The 14,054-nt window shown below is 69.3% G+C and carries 13 protein-coding genes; 4 read left to right on the top strand and 9 right to left on the bottom strand.

All coding sequences use genetic code 11. The annotated features are described in order from the left end of the window. Positions 1 to 16 precede the first annotated feature (16 nt). The 6 genes from mutM to BMZ38_RS12285 form a co-directional block, all read right to left on the bottom strand. Entirely contained in the window at positions 17 to 844 is an 828-nt protein-coding gene (mutM, locus tag BMZ38_RS12310; RefSeq protein ID WP_091337979.1) for a bifunctional DNA-formamidopyrimidine glycosylase/DNA-(apurinic or apyrimidinic site) lyase, read from the bottom strand. 17 nt (positions 845 to 861) lie between these two features. Continuing rightward, complete coding sequence (gene gndA, locus BMZ38_RS12305) at positions 862 to 2,271, bottom strand: NADP-dependent phosphogluconate dehydrogenase (RefSeq protein WP_091337976.1); 1,410 nt, start codon at positions 2,269 to 2,271, stop codon at positions 862 to 864. Positions 2,272 to 2,382: 111 nt separating this feature from the next. Then, complete coding sequence (locus BMZ38_RS12300) at positions 2,383 to 2,868, bottom strand: hypothetical protein (RefSeq protein ID WP_091338384.1); 486 nt, start codon at positions 2,866 to 2,868, stop codon at positions 2,383 to 2,385. After that, positions 2,868 to 4,223, bottom strand: coding sequence for a GldG family protein (locus BMZ38_RS12295; RefSeq protein WP_091337971.1), 1,356 nt, complete (start codon positions 4,221 to 4,223; stop codon positions 2,868 to 2,870). Before BMZ38_RS12295 ends, BMZ38_RS12300 begins: the two co-directional genes overlap by 1 nt. Continuing rightward, positions 4,223 to 4,978 carry an ABC transporter permease gene (locus BMZ38_RS12290; protein ID WP_091337970.1) on the bottom strand — a complete coding sequence of 252 codons (756 nt, stop codon included), beginning with the start codon at positions 4,976 to 4,978 and terminating at the stop codon, positions 4,223 to 4,225. The genes BMZ38_RS12295 and BMZ38_RS12290 overlap by 1 nt, the downstream gene beginning before the upstream one ends. Beyond that, positions 4,975 to 5,709: an ABC transporter ATP-binding protein gene (locus BMZ38_RS12285; protein ID WP_091337965.1), complete on the bottom strand. Its 735-nt coding sequence runs from the start codon at positions 5,707 to 5,709 to the stop codon at positions 4,975 to 4,977. Before BMZ38_RS12285 ends, BMZ38_RS12290 begins: the two co-directional genes overlap by 4 nt. 157 nt (positions 5,710 to 5,866) lie before the next feature. Here BMZ38_RS12285 and BMZ38_RS12280 point away from each other — a divergent pair, with 157 nt between their 5' ends. After that, complete coding sequence (locus tag BMZ38_RS12280) at positions 5,867 to 7,057, top strand: DesA family fatty acid desaturase (protein WP_091337961.1); 1,191 nt, start codon at positions 5,867 to 5,869, stop codon at positions 7,055 to 7,057. A 67-nt stretch (positions 7,058 to 7,124) separates the two neighbouring features. On the opposite strand, the gene BMZ38_RS12275 is transcribed toward BMZ38_RS12280, so the two are convergent. From BMZ38_RS12275 to rpmB, 3 genes are all read right to left on the bottom strand, one after another. After that, positions 7,125 to 7,637 (bottom strand): DUF3016 domain-containing protein, encoded by a 513-nt coding sequence (locus tag BMZ38_RS12275; protein ID WP_091337958.1) that lies wholly within the window; start codon positions 7,635 to 7,637, stop codon positions 7,125 to 7,127. Positions 7,638 to 8,007: 370 nt separating this feature from the next. Further along, positions 8,008 to 8,175, bottom strand: a complete 168-nt coding sequence (gene rpmG / locus BMZ38_RS12270) for a 50S ribosomal protein L33 (RefSeq protein ID WP_017463578.1) — start codon at positions 8,173 to 8,175, stop codon at positions 8,008 to 8,010. 10 nt (positions 8,176 to 8,185) lie between these two features. Beyond that, a complete protein-coding gene (gene rpmB / locus BMZ38_RS12265; protein ID WP_091337955.1) occupies positions 8,186 to 8,422 on the bottom strand; it encodes a 50S ribosomal protein L28 in 237 nt (78 codons plus the stop codon). A 297-nt stretch (positions 8,423 to 8,719) separates the two neighbouring features. Here rpmB and secB point away from each other — a divergent pair, with 297 nt between their 5' ends. From secB to BMZ38_RS12250, 3 genes are all read left to right on the top strand, one after another. Beyond that, entirely contained in the window at positions 8,720 to 9,226 is a 507-nt protein-coding gene (gene secB, locus BMZ38_RS12260) for a protein-export chaperone SecB (RefSeq protein WP_091337951.1), read from the top strand. A 10-nt stretch (positions 9,227 to 9,236) separates the two neighbouring features. Next, positions 9,237 to 10,262 carry an NAD(P)H-dependent glycerol-3-phosphate dehydrogenase gene (locus BMZ38_RS12255; RefSeq protein ID WP_091337947.1) on the top strand — a complete coding sequence of 342 codons (1,026 nt, stop codon included), beginning with the start codon at positions 9,237 to 9,239 and terminating at the stop codon, positions 10,260 to 10,262. Between the two features lie 202 nt (positions 10,263 to 10,464). After that, the gene (locus BMZ38_RS12250; protein WP_091337943.1) at positions 10,465 to 13,488 is read left to right on the top strand and encodes a DEAD/DEAH box helicase; all 3,024 of its coding nucleotides are present in this window, start codon (positions 10,465 to 10,467) and stop codon (positions 13,486 to 13,488) included. The last annotated feature ends 566 nt before the right edge of the window (positions 13,489 to 14,054 follow it).

Here is a 14,054-nt window from a genome sequence, read left to right as displayed (position 1 = left end):
GCAGAGTTGAGCGGGTTCAACGCTGGCAGCGCGGGCACCAGAAGGTGGACCGCTGGCCCAGCGTGACCTGGCGGACCGGTGTGCCGCATACCTTGCATGGCTCGCCGGCCCGGCCGTAGACGTTGAGCTCGCGGAAGAAGTAGCCGGGCGCGCCATCGGGATTGAGGAAGTCGCGCAGGGTGGTGCCGCCACGCTCGATCGCCCAGCCCAGGATGCGCTTGACCTCCGCCGCCAGCCGCCCATAGCGCTCGCGCGAGACCTTGCCGGCAGCGCGGCGCGGGTCGATGCCGGCGGCGAACAGCGCCTCGCTGGCGTAGATGTTGCCGACGCCCACGACCACGGCGTTGTCCATCAGGAACAGCTTGACTGCCGCGCTGCGGCCGCGCGAGCGCTGCCACAGCAGGTCGCCGTCGAAGGCGTCGGTGAGCGGCTCCGGACCGAGCGCTGTGAGCAGTTCATGGGTTTGCCCGGGCGGTTGCCAGAGCAGACAGCCGAAGCGGCGCGGATCGGTAAAGCGCAGTACGCGGGCAGGGCGGTTCGTCTCGGCCGCCAGCGCGATGTCGACGTGGTCGTGCGGGCCCAGCGGCGCATCCGGCGGCAGCACGCGCAGCATGCCGCTCATGCCCAGATGCATCAGCGCGCTGCCGGCGCGCGTGTGCAGCAGCAGGTACTTGGCGCGGCGCTCGACCGCGTCGATGCGCTGGCCCGGGAGCAGGTCGCCGACCTCGCGTGGGATCGGCCAGCGCAGGTCCGGCCGGCGCAGGATCACCGCATCGACGCGGCGGCCCTCCACGTGCGGAGCGATGCCGCGGCGGGTGGTTTCGACTTCGGGAAGCTCCGGCACGAAAGAAGGGCCTCGCCTCAGCCTTCCCACTCGACGTGGAAACTCCCGGGACGGTCGATCCGCTCGAACGTGTGCGCGCCGAAGTAGTCCCGCTGCGCCTGCAGCAGGTTGGCGGGCAGGTGCTCGCTGCGGTAGCCGTCGAACCAGGCGATGGCCGAAGCCAGGCATGGCGCGGGCACGCCGTAGGCGACCGCGGTGGCGACCACGTCGCGCAGCGCCTGCTGGTAACGGCTGGCGACGTCGGCGAAGTACGGATCGAGCATCAGGTTGGTCAGCCCCGGATCGCGCGTGTAGGCCTCCATGATGCGTTCCAGGAAACCTGCGCGGATGATGCAGCCGGCGCGGAAGATGCTCGCGATGGTGGCGTAGTCCAGGTCCCAGTCGTGCGCCTGCGAGGCGGCACGCAGTTGCGCGAAGCCTTGTGCATAGGAAATCAGTTTGCCCAGGTAGAGCGCGCGGCGCACCGCTTCGACGAACGCGGCGCGGTCGCCGGCAAAGGTGGCCTCAGGGCCGTGAAGCACGCGGCTGGCGGCCACGCGCTCGTCCTTCTGCGCGGACAGCCCGCGCGCGAACACCGCCTCGGTGATCAACGGCAGCGGCACGCGCATTTCCAGCGCGTCCTGGCAAGTCCATTGGCCGGTGCCTTTCTGGCCGGCGCGGTCGAGGATCACGTCGACCAGGTCGCGGCCGGTGCCTTCGTCCCTGCGGGAGAAGATGCGCGAGGTGATCTCGATCAGGTAGCTGTCGAGCTCGCCCTGGTTCCAGTCCGCGTAGACCTGCGCCAGCTCGGTATTCGACAGGCCCAGCACGCGGCGCAGCACAGCGTAGCTTTCGGCGATCAGCTGCATGTCGCCGTACTCGATGCCGTTGTGCACCATCTTCACGTAGTGGCCGGCGCCGTTGGGCCCCATCCAGGCCACGCAGGGGGTGCCGTCGGGCGCGCGCGCGGCAATTTCGGTGAGGATCGGCTCGACCTGGGCGTAGGCCTCGCGCGGGCCGCCCGGCATGATCGACGGTCCGTGCAGCGCGCCTTCCTCGCCCCCGGAAATGCCGCAGCCGATGAAGTTCAGGCCGGCCGCCTGCATCGCCTGCTCGCGGCGGATGGTGTCGCGGTAGTAGCTGTTGCCGCCGTCGATCACGATGTCGCCCGGCTCGAGCATCGGCTTCATCGCCTCCAGCATCGCGTCGACCGGCGGGCCGGCCTTGATCATCAGCAGGATGCGCCGTGGACGTTCAAGCGAGGCAATGAAGGCGGGCAGGTCGTGGAAGGGTATCAGCCGACGGTCCGGGTGTGCCGCCATCGCCTGGTCAGTGAAGGCAGGATCGTGGTCGTAGACCGAAACCGCGTGGCCGCGGCTTTCGATGTTCAGCGCGAGGCTGCGGCCCATCACGCCCATGCCGAACACACCCATCACCTGCTGGCTCATCGCGTAATTCTCCTGAGCATCCGATCCGTCCGATATGGGCCCGGCCGCCCACGCCACAAGCGCCCGCGGCATCCGCGACCGGCCAGGCCGGCGTCCAGCCGGCCACACCCGTCAGTGAATGCGTTGGGCATCCTGCGTGGCCGGGCGCGGCGTGTAGCGCAGCGGTACCAGTGCGATGCGCTCGCCCACGCGCACGTAACGCAGCGGGCCGGTCACGGCGGTCGTGCCGAAGTCCAGTACCTGACCGTCCAGTTGCAGACGTGCCATCGCCGGCGCCAGGCCGATCTTCGCTGCATCGAAATCCGCGGCTGGCCGCCAGCTGATCACCGGTGCCTGCGCGATGTCGACAAGCTCCTGCAGCCGGCCCTCGTCGGCGCGGCGGCCGTCGGCCCGCCACCAGTGGCCATCGTGCCGCTGGTAGTTCTCGGGCGGCAGGCCGGGCAGCGTGAGCACCACATGGACGATCGAGGCCGGATCGAGTGCCAGCAACGTGCCTGGCGCCTGGCGCTGGTCATGCCGGTACTGCGCCGTGGCCAACGCGAGCAACACCAGTAAGGCGCCAAGGGTGATCCAGCGCTGCCGGGCCGCGCGTCGCATCAGCGCCGGCGCCGGCGCCATACGAGCGCGGCGCCGATGAGCAGCAGCAACGTCGGCAAGCCGACCAGAAAGCCCAGGCTGACGATGTTGAGCTCGGTCTGCGCAATCTGCAGCACGCGGTCGGGTGCGCCGCGCGGTGGCAGGCTCACCAGCGCGTCGTCGCCGAGCAGCCAGTCGAACACACGCTCGCCCAGCGCGCGGTTGCCGCCGTTGCCGAGGAAGGTATTGGAGAGGAAGTCGCCGTCGCCGATGACCGCCACGCGCTGCTGGCTCTTGTCCGGGCTGGGCGAGAGGCGGGACAGCGCCAGGCCGAAGTCCAGCGGCCCCTTCAGTTCGCCCGCGGCGGCGTCGAAGCGGATCGTCGAGCTGGCCTTGTTTCCGATCGGCTGGAATTCGGTCCAGCTTTGCGGACCGGACTGCAGGAAGCCCTGTACTGCCCAGTCGTTGCGGTTGACCTGGGCCAGCGCGGCGACCTGCGGAAACAACGTGGTGAGCTCGAAGCCGCGGGTGATCGCGTGCGCGGGGTAGGCGCCCAGCGCGATCATCCGTGGGTCCTTCAGGCCCAGCGCGGTACCGCCGCCGTCGACCAGCACGCCGGGTAGCACGCGCAAGCCCAGCGCATCGGCGAGCGGCGCGAGGTTCAGGTCGCTGTTGGCCGGCTCGGTGAGCCACAGCAGGTTGCCGCCGTTGCCCAGGTAGTCCACCAGTGCACGCACCGCGCCCGGTTCGAGCGGCAGCGTGGGGCTGGCCAGTACCACCAGGTCGGTGTGCTGCGGCACCGCGGTGACCTGCGCGAAGTTGAGCGGCACCGCGCGCATGCCGCGGCTCTCCAGCTGCGCCATGAAGGTGCCGAGGTCGGCGTTGGCGGGGCCGTCCGCGCGCCGTTCGCCATCGCCGGTAACGAACGCGACGATGCGTTCGCCGCCGCGGGCCAGCCGTTCGAGCGCGTTGGTGAGGCTGCGCTCGGAAAGTTCGTCCAGTCGCTGCTCGCGGCCGCGGTAGCGCACGATGATCGCGCCGTCGACGGTGATGCCGAGCTCGCGCATCCTCGCCGGGTCCCGCTGGGGATCCACGAAGCGCAGCGTGAGATCGGGCTTCACCCGCCGGTAGCGCTCGAGGAAGCCGGCGATGGTCTGGCGCAGGTCGCCCTGCGGATTGGCGTAGCTGACGATCTCCACCGGGCCGTCGAGCTTGCCCAGCACGGCGCGGCTCTCCGGCGAGAGGCTGGCCCGCCCGCCCGCGGTCCAGTCGGCAACGAGAGGATGACGGGCAGACAGGTAGCCGACGGCACCGGCGCCGACGAGCAGGGCCAGCGCAAACAGCCAGCCGTCCAGACGTCCGAATAGATGGCGCATCAGCCGCGCTCCCGCTCGGCCGCGACGCGGCGTATGGCCAGTGCCAGGCACACGGTCGCCAGCAGCACGAACCACACCACATCGGGGCTGGCCACCAGCCCGCGCAGCAGCGGCTGCAGGTGCGAGCTCATCGCCAGCCAGTTGATCGCGCCGTCGTCCACACCGGCCATCTGCGCGCCGAGGTTCAGCCACATCAGCGCCAGCGTGAGCACCAGCGCGACCGCTGCGGCGATGGCCGGGTGCGAGGCGACCGCCGAGCAGGCCAGTCCCAGCGCGGCGAGCGAGGCCAGCAGCAAGGCCATGCCGAGCGCGGCGGCGGCGAGTTTGCCCCAGTCGATCGCGGTGGCATGCGCCAGTGCCAGCGGCATCGCCAGCACCAGCGCCAGCCACGCCAGCAGCCATACCAGCAGTGCCGCGTACTTGCCCAGCACGATGTGCGACGGCTTCAGGCCCATGCCCAGCAACAGCGCCAGGCGGCCTTCGCGCCGCTCGCCGGCCAGGGCCGACATCGACAACAGCGGTACCACCAGGAATGCGAGCTCGGCCAGCTTGGCCAGCAGCGGCACGGCGACCAGGTCGGTGTATCCCGGGCCGTCGGGCAGCGCTGCCAGGCGGATCTGTGCGGCCAGGAAACTACCGAGCATCAGGGTAAAGTTCCAAGCCAGCCAGGCCAGCGTCGATGCGCCGAGCACCCAGGCGAGCGGGCGCACGAACAGCCGGCGCAGCTCCAGCCGCGTCACCGCCAGCACGCTCATGCGGCGGCCCTGGCGGTGGCAATGGCGAAGAACTGGCGCTCCAGCGCGGCGTGGTCGTCCCCGGCCAGGGTGCCTTCGTAGCGCAGCGTGCCATCGTGCAGGATCGCCACGCGGTCGCACACGGCGGTGACTTCGGCCAGCACGTGGGTGGACAGGATCACCGCCGTACCGGCCGCGGCCTGTTCGCGGATCAGCCCGCGCAGCGCGGCGACCTGCACCGGATCGAGCGCGTTGCCCGGCTCGTCCAGTACCAGCAGCGCCGGCTGGTGCAGCAGCGCGCAGGCCAGGCCCAGTCGCTGGCGCTGTCCCTGCGAGAGCACGCCGGCAAGGCGGCGCTCCAGCGGCCCAAGCTCCAGCCGTTCGACCATGCGCGTGCGCGCCTGCTTCAGCGCCGCACCGTTCAACCCGCGCAGGCGACCGTGCGCGTCCAGATGTTCGCCCACCGTCAGTTCCTGCCACAGCGGGGCACGTTCGGGCAGCCAACCCACCAGGCGACGCACGAGTGCCGGGTGCTCGGCCAGGTCCACGCCGTCGAGCAGGATGTGGCCGCCGTCGGGCGCCAGCGCGCCGGCGATCATCGACAGCGTGGTCGACTTGCCCGCGCCGTTGACGCCCAGCAGGCCCAGTACCTGGCCACGTTCCAGCACGAGGCTGAGGCCCTGCACCGCGGGTCGGCCGGCGCGGCGGCGGCTGGCTTGCTCAAGCTTTAACAGGGTTTGTGGCAAAGTCATTGCATGATTGTCACGGCGCCCCAACCTTTACACAACCGGCGGCGCGCTTGGTCAACCTGCGGGTCGCTTCACGCACGCGCGAAGCGCATTGCGCCATGCTGGCGGGTACGGAAACCCCTCCGATAGACTGCCTCTCAACTACCCCGGTGCTTTCCTGATGCTCGATGCCGTGCTGACGTTCCTTTCCAACGGCGTGACCCACGCCAGTTGGCTCGCCATGCTGGTCTACATGCTGGTGGTGACCCAGCTCACCATCTTCACGGTGACGTTGTACCTGCATCGGAGCCAGACCCACCGGGGCGTGGATTTCCATCCCGCGCTGGCTCACTTCTTCCGTTTCTGGGGCTGGCTGACCACCGGCATGGTGACCAAGGAGTGGGTCGCGGTACACCGCAAACACCACGCCAAGGTGGAGACCGAGGAAGATCCCCATAGCCCGATGATCTACGGCATCAAGAAGGTCTTCTGGGACGGCGTCTCGCTGTACCGCGATGCCTGCGAGTCCAAGCAGGACATGGAACAGTACGGCCGCGGCACGCCGGACGACTGGGTCGAGCACAAGCTCTACGGGGCGCATCCGTACTGGGGCCCCACCCTGATGCTGCTGATCAGCCTGGCGCTGTTTGGCGTGATCGGCGCGGCGCTGTGGGCCGTTCAGATGATCTGGATTCCGTTCTGGGCAGCCGGTTTCGTCAATGGCATCGGTCATTGGGCCGGCTATCGCAACTTCGAGAGCGCCGACACCGCGCGCAACCTGATCCCGTGGGGCTTCTGGATCGGGGGCGAGGAGCTGCACAACAACCACCACGCATTCCCCAGTTCGGCCAAGTTTGCCCTGCGCAAGTGGGAATTCGACATCGGCTGGGCGGCGATCTGCGGTCTGCGTGCCTTGGGCCTGGCGAAGGTGCTGCGCGTGGCGCCCTCGTTGGACGTGCGGCCGAACGTGAACCTGCCCGACGCGGAGACCCTCAAGGCCGTGCTCACGCACCGCTTCCAGGCGATGACCGACTACTACCGTGGCGTGATCGTGCCCACGCTGCGCGAGGAAGCTGCCCATGCCGGCGACAACCTCAAGGCCATGCCGCGCCGCCTGCGCCGCGCGCTGGCCGATGGCGGTCGCTGGCTGGACAGCGAAGGCAGTGCCCGCATGCAGGCCGTGCTGGCGAAGCGTCCGACCCTGCGCACCGTGTGCGATTACCGCAACCGCCTGGCGGCGCTGATGGAGCAGCGCGGCGCCGAGCAGGCGCTGAAGGGTCTGCAGCAGTGGATCGCCGAGGCCGAGCAGAGCGGCATCCGCTCACTGCAGGAGTTCGCCGGGCGGTTGAAGGGCTATCGCGTCGCAGCCTGAGTCCAGTCCATCGGAAAAACGAAAGGCCCGCCTCGATGGCGGGCCTTTTTCTTTGCACTGGCGAAAATCAGAGGTTTGCTGGTCCGCGCGCCAGCCAGCGGTCGATCATGTGCTTTTCGTAGCGCAGCGGATCGGTGTCGGAGAAGCCGCCCGGGTTGTCGTACATGAAGCCGAGGTCGGTGAGCTTGCGCTCGCCCTCGCGGATCACCCGCCCCTGGCTGTCGAGCAGGCGAAAATGCAGCGTCATCCGTGGCGGATAGACGTCCTTGACCACCCGCACCGGGTTGGGCGAGCCCACCGATGGCAGGTAGGAGCCGGCGCGGTCGAGGTCGGTGACCACGATGTCGAGCTTCTGTCCGGGCTCCAGCGACTTGGCGGCCTTCTTTTCGATGTAGCCCTTGAGCCTGTCGAGGTAGCCAGGATCGGCCCGGGAGGGTGCGAACGCCTTCACTTCCCTGGTTTCGGCGAAGTTCTCCGGATGGTCGTAGCGCACCGTGACCGGGCCGTTGGCAGCCGCGGCGGCGAAGGTGACAAGGGCAAGGGCCAGGCCGAAGGTCGGGCGGATGGGGAGCTTGGACATGGCGTGTCTCCGTTGGCGAAGCGAAGCCAGGTTAGGGATGGAGCGCAAACGCGGCGCGAGAGTTCCGCCTTCGTCCTAACGCTTGGCCCGAGTGCCCGTGCACACCTGCAGCCCGGGTTTGCAGGCGCGCTCGCCTGGTCGAGGAAGCCCCAGGCTTGCCCGGGGCAATCTGCGTGCCGGGCCGAGCAGCAAGTAGGGGTAGTGGCGGACCGATCGAGGCCCGATTTGCGCCAAAGCGTGGTATCGCCCGCGGCAACGCCGCGGCCCGCCCTTCCATCGAATCCGAGCCGGAACGCGGGCGACCGTGTCGGTATCGGTAGGCGCCTTCGCCCCAAAAAGAAAACCCGCCACGAGGGCGGGTTTTCTTCGATCACTTGATCTTGCCTTCCTTGTAGATCACGTGCTTGCGCACGACCGGATCGTATTTCTTGAACTCGAACTTTTCCGGCGTGTTCTTCTTGTTCTTCTGCGTGGTGTAGAAGTGGCCGGTGCCGGCCGAGGAGATCAGGCGGATCTTATCTTGGGTCTTGTTAGCCATGGTTCAATCCTCAGACCTTCTCGCCGCGGGCACGCAGCTGGGCGATCACGGCCTCGATGCCATTCTTGTCGATGGTGCGCAGCGCGGCGTTGGAGACGCGCAGCTTCACCCAGCGGTTCTCGCTGGCGACCCAGAAGCGGCGCTCGTGCAGGTTCGGCAACCAGCGGCGACGGGTCTTGTTGTTGGCGTGCGAGACGTTGTTGCCGGTCTGCACGGCCTTTCCGGTGACTTGACATACACGGGCCATGAGGGCCTCCGTAATCGTTGTTTTGACCGCCCGTTGGCCAGGGCGGCATCGGCCCAGCGGCGCCTTGGCGCCACGCGAAGCTGGAGGGTGCTGCTTTCGAACGGGGCCGGCTTGCGTTCCGCATCGCGTCGCGGAAGGCCCGGAAAACCGGGTAGGCCTGAATCGAGCCGCGTATTCTCCCGGAAAAACAGGCCTCTGCGCAAGTCCGGCGGGCCGTTCCCGATGGCAGGGCGGCCGGATGTATGGAACAATCGTCCTCTTTGCTCCGCCGCACTCACGCATTCGAGGGATTCCACCATGGCAGAAGTCACGCCCGCCAACGACCAGGCCGCCGGCCAGGCCATGCCGCAGCTGGTGCTGCAGAAGATCTACGTCAAGGACGTGTCCTTCGAGGCGCCCAACGCGCCGCAGATCTTCCAGGAGATTGGCGAGAACGACCAGGCGCAGCCGCAGGTGCAGCTGAATCTGGGCCAGCGCGCCACCGACCTGGGCAACGACCTGTACGAGGTCGTGCTGAGCCTGACCCTGACCTGCACCATCGGCGAACGCACCGCCTACCTGGCCGAGGTGCACCAGGCCGGCGTGTTCGGCATCGCCGGCTTCAGCGAGCAGGACCAGGCCGGGATCATCGGCAGCTATTGCCCGAACCTGTTGTTCCCGTATGCCCGCCAGGTGATCTCCTCGCTGGTGCTGGAGGGCGGCTTCCCGCCGTTCCTGCTGCAGCCGATCAATTTCGACGCCCTGTTCGCGGAGCAGCAGCGCCGCATGGCGGGCGGCGGCGAGGCACCGACGCTCAACAGCTGACCTCCACTCCATGCGGGACCAACCGATCCTCGCGGTGCTCGGCGCCGGCTCCTGGGGCACCGCGCTGGCAGCCCTGGCCGCGCGCAATGGCGTCACCACCCGGCTGTGGGGTCGCGACCGCGAAGCGCTGGCGGCGATGGCCGCCAGCCACCGCAACCAGCGCTACCTGCCGGACCTGGAGTTGCCGCCCGAGCTCTCCTACGAGCCGGAACTGGCGGTCGCGGTGCGCGATGCCGACGTCGTGCTGGTGGTGGTGCCCAGTCACGCCTTCGCCAGCATGCTGGACGACCTGAAGCCGCTGCTCGGGCCCGATGCCGCCATCGCCTGGGCGACCAAGGGTTTCGAGCCGGGCACCGGCCGCTTCCTGCACGAACTGGTGGCGCAGAAGCTGCCGGGCCGGCCGGCCGCGGTGGTCACGGGCCCCTCGTTCGCCCGCGAGGTCGCCGCCGGCCTGCCAAGCGCGGTGACCGTTCACTCGGACGACGAGGCCTTTGCCAAGGCACTCGCCGCGCTGCTGCATGCGCCCAACTTCCGCGCCTACTCGGGCAACGACGTGCTCGGCGCCGAGCTCGGCGGCGCGATGAAGAACGTGCTGGCCGTGGCCACCGGCGTGGCCGATGGCATGCAGCTGGGCCTAAACGCGCGCGCCGGCCTGATCACCCGCGGCATGAACGAGATGCTGCGGCTGGGCCTGGCGCTCGGCGCGCGGCCGGAAACGCTGATGGGCCTGTCCGGCCTCGGCGACCTGGTGCTCACCTGCACCGGCGATCTCTCGCGCAACCGCCGGCTGGGCCTGGCGCTGGGACAGGGCATCGCACTGAACGAAGCGGTTCGCCAGATCGGCCAGGTGGTCGAGAGTGTGATAACCGCCGACGAGGTTTCCCGCCTGGCTGAACAGCATGGCCTGGAGCTGCCCATCGCCAACGGTGTGCGCGCCGTGTTGCATGGCGAAGTGACCCCGGTCGAGGGCGTGCGCATGCTGATGAGCCGCGAACAGAAGCCCGAGTACCCGCAAGGCCTGTTCGGCAACGCCTGACCGCGCCCTCTCTCCTGCAGGGAGATGAGGGGTGAGGTGCCAGGTCTGGCAAGGGGCTCCATCGGTTAGCGTGAAACCCAGCGCGGTCCGCGCATCCCGGGTGCTGTGCCGGCCGCCCGCACGAACTTGCGCCCTCGACGCGCACGCCACCCATCCCCTTGCTAAGCTCGTGGTTTTGGCTGGCAAGGCGGACCGCACGCGCATGCAGCAACCGGACGAAAAGCAGCCTGCCGACCGTGCCTCCCTCCCGGAGGACATGGCCGGGGGCGGCTTGCCGCCGGCCTGGCGCCGCCTGTTCAAGCCGCCGGCGCCGTCCCCGGCGGAAACCCAGGTGCTGGGGTTCTTCCTCGAGGTCGTGCCCGAGGAGGGTGCGTCCTGGGCCCATCTGGACGTCGCGCCCGTGGCGTTGAGCGTCGTCGAGCATGGTCGCCACGCGCGGCCAGTGCCACTGGACAGCCGCCATCTCGCCCATGCCTCGCTGGAGCCGCATGAGCAGCATCTGGCCGCGGCCGTGCTGGGTCTGCCACAGAGCGTGCGCAAGGGACGCAGCTACGTGCGCCTGGCCGGCCATATCGGCGATGCGCTGCTGGCGCAGATGCTCGACACCGCGCCGTGTTTCCTCGGCGGCCTGGCCGGCTTGCGCCTTTCGCGCGGCAAGGCCCACCCGCTCGGCTGGCACTGGCAACTCGAGCACGACGGCAGCCAGCGGTTGCTGCCCCGGCTGGGTCACAACCAGCGCCTGCTCCGGCTGGACAACCTGTGGTATCTGGACGGCGAGCATGCGGTGCTGGGGCTGCTGGAGGCCGAGCCGCGCGAAAGCCATTGGCTGGACTTGCCGCCACTCAAGCACGAAGCCGGCCGCCCGCTGCTCAGGGCGCTGAAGAACAGTCCGCTGGGCCAGCGCCTCCCCGCGCCGCAGGTGTTCGACGAGCTGCGCCGCGCGGAACTCGCGCCCAAGCCGGTGCTGACCCTGCATGCGCTGACCCGCCATGCGCGCCTGGCTGCGGGCACGCCGCCGCTGGCGTACGCACGGCTGGCCTTCGACTACGCCGGCGAACGCCTGCCCGGCCGCGGCGGCGAACCACTGGTCAGGCGCGTGCGCAACGGCCACCTGGTCGAGATCGCCCGCCGCCGCGCCGAAGAGCTTTCGGCGATGGAGCAGCTCGAGCGGGCGGGCCTCACCCCCGGCGTGGACACCGAAGGCCTGCCCTGGGACCTGGCCGACACGCTGCCCGAGGACGCCTGGCTGTTCCCCGGCAAGGGCTATGCCGGCGCGCTGGAGGTGAACACGCCCGCGCGCTGGCTGGCCCTGCGCGGCAAGCTCGAGGCGGAAGGCTTCCAGCTCGACTACGCGCCCAGCTTCCCGTTCGAGGTGCTCGAGGGTCCGGTGCGCTGGTACGGCAACGCCACCGAGGACACCGACGACCACGCCTTCGACCTGGAGATCGGCATCGAGGTCGAAGGCAAGCGCCACAACCTGCTGCCTGCGGTGGCGCAGGCGCTGGCCGAGCACCAGTTGAACCTGAGCCCTGCGCCGAACGAGCCCGAAGATGCCGTCTGGTACGCCCCGGTCGACGAGCGCCGGCGTGTGCCGGTGCGCCTGAAGGAACTGCGCGGCCTGCTTGCGCCGCTGGCGGAGTACCTCGAGCGCCCGAAGAAGAAGCTGCACCTGCCGCGCGTGCAGGCCGGCCGCCTGGAGGAAATCGTCGAAGCGCTGCCCAGCGGAGGCGAGCTGCGCGCCCCCGAGGGCCTGCGCGGCTTTACCGCGCGCCTGCGCGATGCCGCCGAGCGCGCCAGCGATGTGGTCCCCGAGGGACTCACCGTCGAACTGCGGCCCTACCAGCGCGAAGGCCTGCGCTGGCTCAACGCGCTCGCCGAAGCCGGCGTCGGCGGCGTACTCGCCGACGACATGGGTCTGGGCAAGACGCTGCAGCTGATCACCCACCTGCTGGCGCTCAAGCAACACGGCGCGCTGGCGCAGCCGGCGCTGGTGGTGGTGCCGACCAGCCTGATCCCGAACTGGCAGTCGGAGATCGCGCGCTTTGCCCCGGGCCTGAAGGTGCTTGCCCTGCACGGCCCGCAACGCAGCGGCGACTTCTCGCAGCTGGGCGCACAGGACATCGTGCTGACCAGCTATGCGCTGTTGCCGCGCGACGTATCCGCACTGCGCAAGCAGCCATTCGCGCTGATCGTGCTGGACGAGGCGCAGCAGGTGAAGAACCCGCGCACGCAGGCCCGGCGCGCGGTCTTGAGCCTGCGCGCGCCGCGCTGCATCTGCCTGACCGGCACGCCGCTGGAAAACCACCTGGGCGAACTGTGGTCGCAGATCGACCTGGCCGTGCCCGGGCTGCTCGGCGACGAGGGCGCATTCCGCCGCCACTACCGCGTGCCGATCGAGAAGCAGCGCGACGAGGACTGCCAGGACCGCCTCAACCGCCGCCTGGCGCCTTTCATCCTGCGCCGGGCCAAGGCGCAGGTCGCCTCCGAGCTGCCGCCGAAGACCGAAATCACCCGCCGCGTGGTGCTCGATGGCCGCCAGCGTGAGCTGTATGAAAGCCTGCGCCTGACCCTTGCCAACGAGTTGCGCGAGGTGATCGCCCAGCGCGGCATCCAGCATTCGGGCATCGTGGTGCTCGATGCGCTGCTCAAGCTGCGCCAGGTCTGCTGCGATCCGCGCCTGGTCAAGCTGGAGGCCGCGCGCGGCGTACGCGAGTCGGCCAAGTTCGAGTTGCTGATGGACATGCTGCCGGCGCTGCTCGCCGAAGGGCGCAGGGTGCTGCTGTTCTCGCAGTTCACCGAGATGCTCAAGCTGATCGCTACAGAACTGGACCGCAAGCGCATCCGCTACGTGATGCTCACCGGCGAGACGCGCGACCGGGCCGAGCCGGTGCAGCGCTTCCAGGACGGCGACGTGCCGCTGTTCCTGCTCTCGCTCAAGGCCGGTGGCGTGGGACTGAACCTCACCGCCGCCGACACCGTGATCCACTACGACCCGTGGTGGAACCCCGCCGCCGAGGCCCAGGCCTCCGACCGCGCGCACCGCATCGGCCAGGACAAGCCGGTCTTCGTGTTCCGCCTGATCACCGCCGACACGGTCGAGGAGCGCATCGAGGAACTGAAGGCGCGCAAGGCGGAACTCGCCGAGGCGGTACTCGAAGGCGGCGGTGCGCGCGAGAAGCTCAGCTTCGACCAGGACGACCTGGACGCGTTGCTGGCGCCCGGTTGAACCAAGCCTGTTCAGGCCATCACGACGGGAAACCGGGGTGCGTCTGCCCGCTGCGCAGAGACATGCGCGTGCCACGCGGGCGGCCTGGACTGCGCCGCAACGCCACCTTCGATGTGCGCGACGGCATAGCCAGGCCGCGCTGATCGACCTTTCACTCCATGCGGTGCTGGATTACCGATGTCCGTGGGCAGCCTCCCCAGCCGGGTGTTCGCCCGATGGGCGAAGCGCGGCGTACACGATGAACGCAGACGGGCGCAGACGGGCGCAGCGACCTGTTCCTGCAGCGCGTCGATAGCGGGCGCTCGCGCAGCTGCAGGTGGCGCCGGGCCCAACGTGTCCGCCGGCAATCCGCCGGCGTTTTCCCCGGATGGCTCGCGGCTGTTGGTCTACCACCAGAGCTCCTGGCAGCCCAACGACGTAGGAATCGCTCCACTCGGTTGGACGGCAACCAGACGACGGCGCTGATCACCGTGCCGTCGAGGCTCTTGAAATGGCTTGTCAGTCTTGCCTCGACGCAGTCGCCCGACGCGAAGTGGCCCGCCGAAAGCGAGCCTTCCGGCGCGGGC

The organism is Frateuria terrea, from assembly GCF_900115705.1.
Lineage (GTDB): Bacteria > Pseudomonadota > Gammaproteobacteria > Xanthomonadales > Rhodanobacteraceae > Frateuria_A > Frateuria_A terrea.
Note: the sequence above shows the minus strand (reverse complement) of the source record. Positions and strands in the feature narration are given on the sequence as shown.

Coding starts and splice junctions, on each gene's coding strand:
- BMZ38_RS12295 (WP_091337971.1), bottom strand. CDS start 4,223: ATGCGCCATCTATTCGGACGTCTGGACGGCTGGCTGTTTGCGCTGGCC.
- BMZ38_RS12250 (WP_091337943.1), top strand. CDS start 10,465: ATGCAGCAACCGGACGAAAAGCAGCCTGCCGACCGTGCCTCCCTCCCG.
- gndA (WP_091337976.1), bottom strand. CDS start 2,271: ATGAGCCAGCAGGTGATGGGTGTGTTCGGCATGGGCGTGATGGGCCGC.
- rpmG (WP_017463578.1), bottom strand. CDS start 8,175: ATGGCTAACAAGACCCAAGATAAGATCCGCCTGATCTCCTCGGCCGGC.
- BMZ38_RS12275 (WP_091337958.1), bottom strand. CDS start 7,637: ATGTCCAAGCTCCCCATCCGCCCGACCTTCGGCCTGGCCCTTGCCCTT.
- BMZ38_RS12285 (WP_091337965.1), bottom strand. CDS start 5,709: ATGACTTTGCCACAAACCCTGTTAAAGCTTGAGCAAGCCAGCCGCCGC.
- BMZ38_RS12255 (WP_091337947.1), top strand. CDS start 9,237: ATGCGGGACCAACCGATCCTCGCGGTGCTCGGCGCCGGCTCCTGGGGC.
- secB (WP_091337951.1), top strand. CDS start 8,720: ATGGCAGAAGTCACGCCCGCCAACGACCAGGCCGCCGGCCAGGCCATG.
- BMZ38_RS12290 (WP_091337970.1), bottom strand. CDS start 4,978: ATGAGCGTGCTGGCGGTGACGCGGCTGGAGCTGCGCCGGCTGTTCGTG.
- rpmB (WP_091337955.1), bottom strand. CDS start 8,422: ATGGCCCGTGTATGTCAAGTCACCGGAAAGGCCGTGCAGACCGGCAAC.
- BMZ38_RS12280 (WP_091337961.1), top strand. CDS start 5,867: ATGCTCGATGCCGTGCTGACGTTCCTTTCCAACGGCGTGACCCACGCC.
- BMZ38_RS12300 (WP_091338384.1), bottom strand. CDS start 2,868: ATGCGACGCGCGGCCCGGCAGCGCTGGATCACCCTTGGCGCCTTACTG.